We start from the raw sequence: 12164 nt of genomic DNA, 5'->3' as shown, positions 1-12164 counted from the left end.
TTAATGATTTTTAGCATAAACAGGTAGCTCTTTACAGATAGCTTCCACTTTACCACGTACTTCAGCAGTAACCTTTTCATCACCACGGCTGTCCAGCACGTCACAAATCCAACCTGCCAACTCACCCGCTTGTGCTTCATTAAAGCCGCGCGTGGTAATCGCTGGTGTGCCGATACGAATACCAGAGGTCACAAATGGAGATTTTGGATCATTTGGAACGGCGTTTTTATTGACCGTAATGTGCGCATCACCCAACCACTTATCCGCTTCTTTACCAGTCATTTCTTGCTTCACTAGACTGATTAGCATGAGATGATTTTCAGTGCCACCAGAGATGATTTCATAGCCACGGTCAATGATAACTTTCGCCATCGCTTGCGCATTTTTGACCACTTGCTGCTGATAGGTTTTAAAGTCATCTTCTAATGCTTCTTTGAATGATACCGCTTTGGCAGCGATAACGTGCATTAAAGGACCACCTTGGTTGCCTGGGAATACCGCTGAGTTTAATTTTTTGGTAAGCTTCTCATCACGAGCAAGAATCATACCTGAACGTGGGCCACGTAAGGTTTTATGCGTGGTAGTAGTCACCACATCCGCAAATGGTACTGGGCTTGGATAAACGCCAGCAGCGACCAGACCAGCTACATGAGCCATATCGACTAGTAAATAAGCACCTACTTCGTCAGCGATTTCGCGGAAACGTGCCCAATCTACTACTTGTGAATAGGCTGAGAAACCCGCAATAATCATTTTAGGCTTGTGCTCTTTTGCCAAACGCTCAACTTCGTCATAATCGATAAGACCCGTTTCTTCAACCAAGCCATACTGTACCGCGTTGTAGTTCAGGCCTGAGAAGTTGATATGTGCGCCATGCGTCAAGTGACCACCCGCATCTAAGCTCATGCCAAGGATGGTATCATTGGCTTCTAATAATGCTAAGAAAACAGCAGAGTTTGCTTGGCTACCAGAATGCGGTTGTACGTTCACATATTCTGCACCAAACAATTCTTTTGCACGGTCGATTGCTAATTGCTCAACGACGTCAACATGCTCACAGCCACCATAATAACGCTTGCCAGGATAACCTTCAGCGTATTTATTGGTCAGGTCGGTGCCTTGTGCTTCCATCACTGCTTGTGAGCAGTAGTTTTCTGAAGCGATAAGCTCAATGTGGTTTTCTTGACGAACGCTTTCAGCGGCCATGGCTTCAGCAAGTACTGGATCAAATTCTTTGATAGAAATATCTTTAAACATAGTGATGTCCTAGGTAGTGGCTATCGTTAATGGTAGTGCTCATTGAAAAGAGGCGAGTAATAAAAGGAGGTGAAAATGGGCAAGCAAAGGCAATGAACCTGTTATTAACTTGTCCAAATTGGCGATAAATTCGATGCTAGTAGGCATCGATATCATCGCTACAGATTAAGTGTAGCATGAAACTTTGTGCCATGAGCGCAAAAAAACCTCACTGTAAGCTGAAGGATTTAAATGATGCTATCAGAGAAATAAATGCGCAATGAAATCATTGTTTTATCTTTCTTACTTCTAAGTCTTAGCTGATTTGTTAGTCAAACAATTATTTATCGCCCATAAAAAAATAGCCACTTTAAGGTGACTGTTTTATTTATTGATACATTAGTTAATGCATGCATCGACATTAAGTAGCACTAGACAAAAACGCCGCTAAAAAAGTTTCACTGATAAGTATGTTACGACCATACCAATCATAAAGTGTCTGCCGTTGCCAACCATCTGCGGTTTTTTGGATAGAACGCTGATTGGGCAAGGTGCGACTGCGCTTAAATAACACATAGCCAATCGGCGTACTTTTTAACTGCTGTAAACGGCGGGCGCGCCCCTTTAAACTTGCTAAGGGAAATATACTTTGTGCTTGCACCCACGGCTGTACATTATTGCCATATAACTGCGCTTCGCGTACCCACGCTAGTAATGGACGGTTTAGAGCTGTACCTTGCATGCCCAATTGCTTTTTTTGTGCCAAAGATAATAACCGATAACCCTCAAAGCTACGCTCGACACGTAACGGCTGCCCTGCTTTTACCTCGAGCATGGCAGTAAGAGAACCTTCGGTATTGAGAAAATCTAATAGCTCAATGGGAGGCGATAACGGGTCAGAACAACAGAGATTAGAGGTCATAGTTTACGGCTGATAGGAAGTTATTAAATGGAAAATTGCTAAGCAGGAAGTAATAAATCAAATATTAATCAGTGCTATCAAACATCAGTACTATCAAACGTCGGCATATTATCAATATTAAATGGCAAGGCTTCAAATGCTTGCTCTCGATATTGCGCCATATGCATGCGATCTTTGGCACAAAAATCACTAATCGCTGGAACAAAGCGCCCATCATAAATACGGTGCAATGAGTGAGTCTTGGTCGGAACAAAACCTCGAATCAGCTTATGCTCACCTTGGGTGCCTGGGTCAAAATACGTCAAGCCTTGCTCGATAGCGAACTCGATACCTTGATAATAACACAGCTCAAAGTGCAGGCTATCATACTCACCAAGCGCGCCCCAATAACGACCGTAAAGCGTCGCGTTTTTACTCTCAGGCTTATCGTATAAAAACAAACTACTAGCGATAATATCAGCATTGGTATCAAACGCTTGCGCCAGCATCAAATGCTCAGGCATGCTAGCAGCTAATTTCTTGAAAAAATCTAACGTTAAATAAGGCTGCTGCCCTCGTACGGCGTATGTCATCACATAACAATGATAAAACGTTTTCCAATCTTTTTCAGTGATAGCAGCGCCGCATTTGCGCTGGCATATAATACCTTGCTCAGCGACTTTACGTCTTTCAGCACGGATGGTTTTACGTTTTTTGGCTCTGAGTGTTGCCAAAAATGCCTCAAAGTCTGCAAATGGTTCATTATTTTGACCGATGTTTTTATTTTGCCATAAAAACTGACAGCCTTGGCGCTCTAATATCGGTAATTCAATCGGTTTTGCCTCATCGCCATTTGCTTGACTGTTAAGCGCCTTTTCTATATCGATATCGGTCGGCAGCACTGTATTGGCGATAGCGGCCATCTCAGACGTGACAAACAACCCATGCCAACCAGAGGCCCCTACTTGCTGAGCGATATCGTCAACCCCTGCGATAGCTACCTTTAAAATATCAGCATCTAGCGCCTCACCCTCCGCTAGCCATAAACGCTCGCCGGTCACTGGCGTATAAGGCGCGCTAGTCACCAAACGCGGATAGTAATCAAGGCCATACTGCGCATAAGCTTGTGCCCATGCATGGTCAAAGACAAACTCGCCTTGATGATGACCTTTAATAAAAACGGGCATGACGGCAATCGGTTGACCTATTTGTTCTGCAGATAGCTTTGCCGAAGATAATGCTTCTTCAGTTACATCATTAGCTATATCGTTTGAGCGATGGATTAAGATATAAATCGGCAACCAACCTGCTTTTTCGCCGATTGCGCCCGTATCACTCAATGCTTGCCAAAACTCAAACGACATAAAAGGCGTATCTGGCGTTTGCCAATTGGTCAAATGCTGCCAACTGCTATCGCTGAGTAACGCATATTGTACATTCATAATTGCCACACTATCACCATACTGGTTTTTAGATTGTTTTTCTTTAACGTTTAGCCTATCAAATAATCACAACTTTACTGTCATAATTTGCAAAAACTTATGAATTTACCTGATAAGTAAAATAAAATATCTTTAGCTAAACAGTTTAAAAAGGGAACATAAAAAAACCATCGACAACGATATCGACAGAGGTGTAGAGAACTTAACTGACTCGTTTCTGAAGCGTTATCTTATTTTTATAGTTTAGATTCAGATTAAGGCCCAGGTTAGACTATGCAATACGGTGAACGCTAGAGAAATAGCTATATTAAAGAGCTACTTTTAAAGAAAGGAATTACTTTTGAGAGAATTAATACTTTAACAAGCTCTGTATTTGAGAAATACGCCTATGAGTGCAGAAAATAGTATTAAAAGCGTGCAAATTGTCTGCAAAGGATGATATCGAGGCTGATGACTGGTAGAATAAGGTTATTACTAGCTTAATATAATTCAGATACATAGGATATGAGCGAAAATAGTATACTTAGTTCAATGTACAAGATTGACATCATATCGAATTTATAGTGGATCGACTATAATATGGTGTCAGTCATACATTCTCAGACCATTTTAGTCTGAGAGCTTTGAAGTAAATGGTCAAGATGACCTTTAAATAATGACCTTTAATAAAATACATGCTTGCTACAGCGACTTTTTAAGAAAGGCCAACCTAAGAAAGGTCAGTCACTGCTTATGAAAGATTTTTCTAGCAATCTTGACACTCTAGAATGGCGATAAACGACGACACTTGATGTATTTGAACTAGACCCGTAGCCCATTATTGTATGAAGGCTGTATAGAGCTATTAAATGATATTTCAGCTTTATTGACCTCATTAATGACAACAAGGAATACTCTACTAACATGTCAAAAATTATTTATACAAAAACTGACGAAGCCCCAGCGCTTGCCACCTTATCATTCTTGCCTATTGTAAAAGCATTTACCCAAACAGCAGGCATCGAAGTTGAAACCAGTGATATCTCGGTTGCCGCGCGTGTGTTGGCTGAATTTCCAGAATATTTAACGGAAGAGCAGCGCGTTCCTAATAACTTAGCTGCGCTTGGTGAATTGACCCAAGATCCAAACGCCAATATCATCAAATTGCCAAATATCAGTGCCTCTGTGGGGCAATTAAAAGCGGCAATTAAAGAGATACAAAGCAAAGGCTACGCGATTCCTAACTTTCCAGATGAGCCACAAACGGAAGAAGAAGAAGAAATCCGTCGCCGCTATGGTAAAAGCTTAGGCAGCTCTGTAAACCCTGTCATACGTGAAGGTAACTCAGACCGCCGTGCGCCAAAAGCGGTTAAAAACTACGCCCGTAAGCACCCGCATTCTATGGGCGAATGGAAGCAATGGTCACAGACTCACGTTTCACACATGCACAGTGGCGACTTCTATGACGGCGAACAATCGATTACCTTAGATAAAGCCCGCACCGTACGCATGGAGCGCGTGGCTGAAGACGGCACGGTTAATGTCTTCAAATCAGGTATTGCCTTGCTCGATAAAGAAGTCATCGACTTGATGTTTATGAGCAAAAAAGCGCTGCTTGAATTTTATGAGCGTGAAATGGAAGACTGCCGTGAAGCGGGTATATTATTTTCACTACACGTAAAAGCTACCATGATGAAGGTCTCGCACCCTATCGTCTTTGGACACGCGGTTAAAACCTATTATAAAGATGCCTTTAATAAACATGGTGCATTATTTGACGAGTTAGGTATCAACGTCAATAACGGCATGGCGAGTTTGTACGAAAAAATTGCCGAATTACCAGCCAGCTTACGTGAAGAGATTGAGCGTGATTTACATGCTTGCCAAGTGCATCGTCCTCGTCTAGCGATGGTAGATTCATCAAAAGGTATTACAAACTTTCATTCACCAAGTGATGTGATTGTCGATGCTTCTATGCCTGCTATGATTCGTAACGGCGGTAAAATGTGGGGTGCTGATGGCAAACTATATGACTGTAAAGCAGTCATGCCTGAATCTACCTTTGCGCGTATTTACCAAGAAATGATTAATTTCTGTAAATGGCATGGCAACTTTGACCCAACCACTATGGGTACCGTACCTAACGTTGGCTTAATGGCACAAAAAGCAGAAGAATATGGCTCACATGATAAAACCTTCGAAGCAAGTGATTCGGGCATAGCTCGTATCGTTGATGAAGAAACTAATGAAGTATTGCTTGAGCAGCGTGTTGAGAAAGGTGATATCTGGCGTATGTGTCAGGTTAAAGACGAGCCAATCCAAGATTGGGTCAAGCTTGCGGTACGCCGCGCTCGCGAATCAGATACGCCGGTTATCTTTTGGTTAGACCCTTACCGTCCACATGAAAACGAGCTGATCAAAAAAGTGCAAATGTACTTAAAAGATTATGACACCGACGGTCTACATATTGAAATCATGTCACAGGTTCGTGCGATGCGTTATACCTTGGAGCGCGTTGCTCGTGGTCTAGATACCATTTCTGCCACCGGTAATATTTTGCGTGATTATCTGACTGACTTGTTCCCAATTTTAGAATTAGGTACCAGTGCTAAAATGTTGTCAGTTGTGCCACTAATGAAAGGCGGCGGTTTGTTTGAAACCGGCGCAGGTGGTTCAGCACCGAAACATGTGCAACAGTTGCTTGAAGAAAATCATCTACGTTGGGATTCTCTCGGTGAGTTCTTAGCCTTGACCGAATCTTTAGAGCATTTAGCCAAAAATGACAACAATGCCAAAGCAAAAGTATTGGCAGATACGCTTGATAGAGCTACTGAAACGCTGCTATTAAATGACAAATCACCTTCACGTAAAACGGGTGAGCTTGATAACCGAGGCAGCCATTTTTATCTAGCAAAATATTGGGCAGAAGAGTTGGCCGCTCAAGACAAAGATAGCGAGCTAAAAGCACAGTTTGCACCACTGGCACAAAAGCTTAAAAGTAATGAAGCAGCTATCGTTGAGCAGCTCAATGCAGTTCAAGGTAAGCCGATGGATCTAAAAGGTTACTACCTAGCAGATGAAGAACTAGCTGAGAAAGCCATGCGTCCAAGTCCTTTATTTAACGAAGCCATTGCTTCTTTATAATAGGCGCTTCATTGTAATTAGTGCTTCGTTGTAATTGCCTTTACATTAAAATTAGCAAGCTTTGCTAAAATCGTAATCAATAAAACACCCCAAAGGTCTCAGGCTTTTGGGGTATTTTTTATGGCTAAATAACTCAACAACCATAAAAAAGCCATCTACATTAAGTAGATGGCTTTTCAAAATATAACTTAGTGAAATTAGCTAACCAGTCGCGTAACTTCCTGACTTATTAAGCATTCATATGTTTAATAATGGCTTTACCAAACTCAGAGCTGCTGAGCAAAATAGCATCTGGCATTAAGCGTTCAAAGTCATAAGTCACGGTCTTATTTTTAATCGCTCCTTTAATACCATCGATCATAAGGTCGGCAGCTTCTGTCCAACCCATATCTCGGAGCATCATTTCAGCAGATAGAATCAATGACCCCGGATTGACTTTATCTTGACCGGCATATTTGGGTGCTGTGTCATGAGTTGCCTCATAAACGGCGATTGAACTGCCTTTATTGGCACCCGGTGCGATAGCGCTATCTGAGCGGGGCCTATTGAACAGAACATAGCTAAGCCGACATGCTTGGCGAGGTGATGTATAATACTATTAAAAGTAATATTTAAAGATATTGTTACTTGTAGGATTAATAATTTCTTAAGAATCATTTAAAAGAGTCAAAGCTACCGCAAAAAATTGCCAAGCTACTTAGCTGTAAAATACAAAGTTATTAGAATAATTAGAAATACATTTTATAAACTAGATAATGGTAAGAAACTATAAGTTATCCTAGTCATTGCAATAAGATAACGGCCGTGCTGATAATCTTTGTTTTGCATGAGCGATTTTTAGTTATCACCATCATAAATACCACAATTACAACATGGTTATTAATAATTATAAGAACAAGTCCATAACTTGTACGTTTTTTTAGCAAACACTTACTTTTTTAATATTGCTTATATTTATCCTATATTCAGTTTTTTATCTTTTGGAAATGCTATTTTATGTCGACCTCTAGCCTGATTTTATTCAATAAGCCTTACGGAGTACAAAGTCAATTTCGTGATGACAGCAATAATGACCACAGTACCTTATCAGAGTATTTCACCGATAAATCTCTTCGCATTGCTGGTCGACTTGATGCCACCTCAGAAGGCTTGCTGATTTTGACCAGTGACGGACGGGTTAACAAAGCCATTACCCAGCCGCCATCAATCAAGAATTTTGCACAAAACAAGCAAAAACAAGGTAAGACTTATCTGGTACAAGTAGAAGGTTTAATAAGCGATGCTCAATTAAAGCAATTGGCTGCTGGAGTGAATTTAAAAGATGGCAAAACTTTACCGGCAACAGCGTTACTGGTCGACGAAGTAGACTTGCCGATTGACTTATGGCAACGCGATCCGCCTATTCGTGAGCGTAAAAACGTGCCAACCTCATGGCTTATGCTGACCATCTATGAAGGCAAAAACCGTCAAGTCAGGCGTATGACTGCGCATGTGGGCTTGCCTTGCTTGCGTCTTATTCGTTGGTCAGTCGCTGGATTTGAGCTTGGTTCGCTTGGCGTTGGTGAATTTGTGCGCATTCATTTAAGTCGTGAGCGTTGTCAGCAACTAGGCGTCATTGATTAGCTCGCCAGTATAGTAGATTGTCTGTTTCTATTAAATTTAGGCACTCATAAATTGGCTTTGCTATTATGTTCGTTAAACATATTACGACTTGTTAAACATAGCGTCTCGAACGAGTAAGGTTTATCTGTTAAGCTGCAAAACCATGTTATCTTTTGGCGATGTCTATATTTAATTTAGCGGATATCGCGTGCAGCTTGCTTATTTTTTGTATGGTTTGTTACTTTTATTGATAGTAAGGATATATCATGATCGCTTCTCATCGTTTTACCTTGTTTGCCACTAGCATGTCCGCTGCGTTGCTGCTAAGCGCTTGTCAGCCAGCAACAGAAGATACTGAGGTAATACCGGTAGAAGAGACGACATCAACCACCTCTGAGCCGTCTGAAGCTGCTGATGATATGGACGCACATGCTGGCCATGATATGACTGAGACTGGCGATGCAGTAGACGAAGCACAAATGACGGACATGCTAAAAGACTATACGAAGTCGATGACCAGTATGCATAATGAGATGATGGTTGGTATTGGCTATAATGATCCCGATACCGCCTTTGCTAAAGGGATGCTTGGTCATCATCGTGGCGCGGTAGATATGGCAAAGATTGAGCTAAAATATGGGACTGACGAAGCCATGCGTAAGTTAGCCCAAGACATCATCGACTCACAGCAAGTTGAAATCGATATTATGAATAAATGGCTGGCCAGCCACCCTGATGCGCCCAAACCCAAACCCAATACTAAGGCCATGCAAGCGGCCTATGCTAAAGGGATGAATACCATGCATAGTGATATGATGCTCGGTATTGCCAATCCTGAGGCTGATATGGCATTTGCGCGCGGTATGCTGCCGCATCATATTGGCGCGGTCGATATGGCAAAAGTACAGCTCCAATATGGTACTGATGAAGAAATGCGTAAATTGGCACAAGATATTATCAATGCCAAAGAGCCTGAAATCGAAATAATGCAAGATTGGATTGGCAGAATATCATTTGATGGCAAAGAGATTACTAATCTAACTGATAGTGCTCAGTAGATGCTAGATAGACAACTTTCAAGAATAAGCTAACTTATTATAGATTTTTGATTTACAGATATTACCGCTTAACTGAATACTTGAACCAGGAAGTGGTATCATCTCTCACACGATATAATTTATAGAGGTCTGTATGTTAGTTAATCTTATAAGAGAAGGTTTAGGACGAATCATTGCTGCTATCAGTGTCTTGACTCAAGGTAAGCCCATTGCACGCAGTCAGGAACAGCAAGCGCAAGTGACTGCTGCCTGTAAAAATTTATCGCTATATCAATTTTATGCCTGTCCTTTTTGTATAAAAGTACGACGTAAAATGCATCAATTAAATTTACCTATCGAATTTCGAGATATCAAAAAAAATCCAGAACTTCGCAGTGAGCTTGAAGATAATGGCGGGCGCGTCAAAGTACCTTGCTTACGTATTGAGGAAAATGGTGACGTTCAGTGGATGTATGAATCGAATGATATTATTGCTTATTTACAGCAACGCTTTGGCTAATATTACTGATCAGTGAAAGGCACTATCGGCTCGGGTTAGCAAGAATGTAACCCGAGCATTTATTTATCAGATTATTTATCATATCAAGTCACGCGCATTCTTTACTAACCCTGCCTACTATTACTATGCATTGATTTAAAAAAGCTATCCCTTTAAGACTTAACAAATTAAGATTTAGCAAAGTCAGGCGTCAACCATTGATCAAACCCTAACTTTTCCAGTTTCAGATTCACCTTATGCGGACTGGCTGTGCCTACTTTATCTTGTTGGCTATCTCTTATTTCACTTGCCACATTCGCTGTTACGCTGACACACATCAACTCGTCACGACGGAATAAATGACAGTCAGTCTCAGACTGCGCCATTGATACAGCAGCCAGTTGCTTACTGTCAGCTTTGATACCATCAAGAGCAATGATGACATCATGGGCAGATATGCCTGCTTTAGCAGCAGCGCTTGCACGCCTTACCTGATTCACTTTAAGTCCAGCTGGCGTTTCCGTACACCTCATGCCCCACGGTAGAGATTTATCAGCCGTTTCTTTAGTGTTGCTATGCACTGTGATACCGTTTGCCGCAAGTAGCTCTTGCATCGGTAACTCTTCAACGCCGTTGACATAACGCCGCTCAAAATCTTGCCAATCTGCTAACGGTATAAATTGCGCGATTACCGTTCCCATATCGGCACTATTGATACCAATACGCTGATTGTCATTTTGCTTCGCTTGCTCATAAAAGGCTTTGACCACATCAAACAGACGATAACGACCATCACTTTTTTCCAGTAAGGTTAAATCCAAACATAACGCCACCAAAGCGCCTTTATTATAATAGCTGATACCTGCATTGCCAGTATTTTCATCATTGCGATATAGCTTTATCCACGCATCAAAGCTCGACTCGGCAACGCTTTGATGCGCGCGCCCAGGGGTTTGATAATAGCGGTTGATTTGCTCGGTTAATAATTTAAGATAATTTGCCTTATCGATCACGCCTGAAGCTTGCAACATAAAATCATCGATATAAGAGGTGAAACCTTCAAACACCCATAACAATGGCGTAAAGGCTTCGCGGCGTAAATCCACATCCAACATCACATCTGGACGCACCGTTTTCACCCACCACGCATGAAAGTATTCATGGCTGCATAAGCCCAAAAAGCGTTGATAATCGGCGCTTGGTACTTTTGGCTCAGCAACACTGGGTAAATCGCGACGCGGGGTAATCAAACTGGTCGAATTGATGTGCTCCAAACCTCCATAATCCTGCCCACTGGCAAAGGTCATAAAGGTGTAATCATCAAATGGCGCATCGCCAAGCCAATCTAGATAGGTTTGACAGATTTGAGTAAGGTCTTGCTGCAAGCGTCCCATATTAGCGCTATGCTTACCTGCTAGATAGAAATGGTGGCTAGTCGTCTGGTGCTTATCATCTTGAATAATGAAATCAAAGGTATCTTGTTCGGCAATCTCAAACGGATAGTCGATAAGCTCGTGATAACTGTCTGCTTGTAGAGTATATATTCGCAGCTTAGCACTCTGTGATGGTATTGCTTCAAGTCCGCATGCCAAGCGCACACGGCTATCGTCTTTGTCGGCCAAAAATGCCGCTGGCAAGATTAAATCAACTTCTATTGCTTTTCGCTCTTTTCCCTCAATCGCTAAGGCAAGCGAGGTAAAATTGCCATAAAGACGTTGCTGGTCAACATAAGCGGTACGCACGGATAAATCATAACAATACACTTCATAGCTGACGTCTACTACCTGCTCCGCTTTAGCATGTGGCAGTTGCCAAGTGTTTTTATCTGTCTTTATTGCGCGGTACACCTCCGACCGTTCATCATCCATTATTCGATAATGTACCGCGGTGATATTACGTGCAAATTCACGCATTAAGTAGCTACCCGGTATCCATGCTGGCAACCACAAACTTGGCGCGTCAGTATCGGCGGTAAAGGTAAGCGATACGTCGACTAAATGCTCTAAAAAGCGCGCAAAGTCGAATTGGTAAAAGATATTGGCAGTTTGCTGGTTCAAAGTATTAACCGTTAAAGCTTGAGAAGATGCAGTCATGATCGTTATTTATCCTTATGTTTGTCACTATTCTTATTGTTATGGTCGTCTCTATGGTAGGAGTCATTATGCAAAAACGCAACTGGCAAACCTTAAACCACTGACGTTAAAGCTAGCAAAAATTAGAAAAATCATATTTATTTACATTAATTAGCCAATTAAGTGGCATTTTTTATGCTTTTAACCTTGAAACCGATAGTAGGCATCGCAATTAAAGATGCTAACTGCTAA

8 protein-coding genes and 1 pseudogene are annotated in these 12164 nt (G+C 41.7%); 4 read left to right on the top strand and 5 right to left on the bottom strand.

What is annotated here, in order from left to right; all coding sequences use genetic code 11:
• The 3 genes from glyA to JMX13_RS04625 form a co-directional block, all read right to left on the bottom strand.
• The gene (glyA, locus tag JMX13_RS04635) at positions 1 to 1257 is read right to left on the bottom strand and encodes a serine hydroxymethyltransferase (protein ID WP_201610105.1); all 1257 of its coding nucleotides are present in this window, start codon (positions 1255 to 1257) and stop codon (positions 1 to 3) included.
• A gap of 400 nt (positions 1258 to 1657) precedes the next feature.
• A complete protein-coding gene (locus JMX13_RS04630; RefSeq protein ID WP_201610103.1) occupies positions 1658 to 2158 on the bottom strand; it encodes a chorismate--pyruvate lyase family protein in 501 nt (166 codons plus the stop codon).
• A 77-nt stretch (positions 2159 to 2235) separates the two neighbouring features.
• The gene (locus tag JMX13_RS04625; protein ID WP_201610101.1) at positions 2236 to 3579 is read right to left on the bottom strand and encodes a GNAT family N-acetyltransferase; all 1344 of its coding nucleotides are present in this window, start codon (positions 3577 to 3579) and stop codon (positions 2236 to 2238) included.
• 903 nt (positions 3580 to 4482) lie between these two features.
• Here JMX13_RS04625 and JMX13_RS04620 point away from each other — a divergent pair.
• Positions 4483 to 6702 carry an NADP-dependent isocitrate dehydrogenase gene (locus JMX13_RS04620; RefSeq protein WP_201610099.1) on the top strand — a complete coding sequence of 740 codons (2220 nt, stop codon included), beginning with the start codon at positions 4483 to 4485 and terminating at the stop codon, positions 6700 to 6702.
• A gap of 229 nt (positions 6703 to 6931) precedes the next feature.
• Here the strand turns inward: JMX13_RS04620 and JMX13_RS04615 are convergent.
• Positions 6932 to 7225 (bottom strand): annotated as a pseudogene (locus JMX13_RS04615) (isocitrate/isopropylmalate family dehydrogenase); the annotation flags it as partial.
• A 473-nt stretch (positions 7226 to 7698) separates the two neighbouring features.
• Between JMX13_RS04615 and JMX13_RS04610 the strand changes: the two are divergent.
• The 3 genes from JMX13_RS04610 to JMX13_RS04600 all read left to right on the top strand — a co-directional run bounded on the left by JMX13_RS04610 (position 7699) and on the right by JMX13_RS04600 (position 9861).
• A complete protein-coding gene (locus tag JMX13_RS04610; RefSeq protein ID WP_201610097.1) occupies positions 7699 to 8325 on the top strand; it encodes a pseudouridine synthase in 627 nt (208 codons plus the stop codon).
• A gap of 245 nt (positions 8326 to 8570) precedes the next feature.
• A complete protein-coding gene (locus JMX13_RS04605; protein ID WP_201610095.1) occupies positions 8571 to 9362 on the top strand; it encodes a DUF305 domain-containing protein in 792 nt (263 codons plus the stop codon).
• Positions 9363 to 9495: 133 nt separating this feature from the next.
• Positions 9496 to 9861, top strand: coding sequence for a glutathione S-transferase N-terminal domain-containing protein (locus JMX13_RS04600; RefSeq protein WP_201610093.1), 366 nt, complete (start codon positions 9496 to 9498; stop codon positions 9859 to 9861).
• 167 nt (positions 9862 to 10028) lie between these two features.
• Here the strand turns inward: JMX13_RS04600 and JMX13_RS04595 are convergent, their stop codons facing one another.
• Entirely contained in the window at positions 10029 to 11933 is a 1905-nt protein-coding gene (locus tag JMX13_RS04595; protein WP_201610090.1) for a M61 family metallopeptidase, read from the bottom strand.
• Positions 11934 to 12164 lie beyond the last annotated feature (231 nt).

The organism is Psychrobacter immobilis (genome assembly GCF_904846285.1).
GTDB lineage: Bacteria > Pseudomonadota > Gammaproteobacteria > Pseudomonadales > Moraxellaceae > Psychrobacter > Psychrobacter immobilis_D.
The sequence above is the reverse complement of the archived record's forward strand: the minus strand, read 5'-3'. Positions and strand labels throughout refer to the sequence as shown.

Bases quoted from the DNA above. Each gene is read 5' to 3' on its own strand.
- glyA (WP_201610105.1), bottom strand. From the start codon at position 1,257: ATGTTTAAAGATATTTCTATCAAAGAATTTGATCCAGTACTTGCTGAA.
- JMX13_RS04630 (WP_201610103.1), bottom strand. From the start codon at position 2,158: ATGACCTCTAATCTCTGTTGTTCTGACCCGTTATCGCCTCCCATTGAG.
- JMX13_RS04625 (WP_201610101.1), bottom strand. From the start codon at position 3,579: ATGAATGTACAATATGCGTTACTCAGCGATAGCAGTTGGCAGCATTTG.
- JMX13_RS04620 (WP_201610099.1), top strand. From the start codon at position 4,483: ATGTCAAAAATTATTTATACAAAAACTGACGAAGCCCCAGCGCTTGCC.
- JMX13_RS04610 (WP_201610097.1), top strand. From the start codon at position 7,699: ATGTCGACCTCTAGCCTGATTTTATTCAATAAGCCTTACGGAGTACAA.
- JMX13_RS04605 (WP_201610095.1), top strand. From the start codon at position 8,571: ATGATCGCTTCTCATCGTTTTACCTTGTTTGCCACTAGCATGTCCGCT.
- JMX13_RS04600 (WP_201610093.1), top strand. From the start codon at position 9,496: ATGTTAGTTAATCTTATAAGAGAAGGTTTAGGACGAATCATTGCTGCT.
- JMX13_RS04595 (WP_201610090.1), bottom strand. From the start codon at position 11,933: ATGACTGCATCTTCTCAAGCTTTAACGGTTAATACTTTGAACCAGCAA.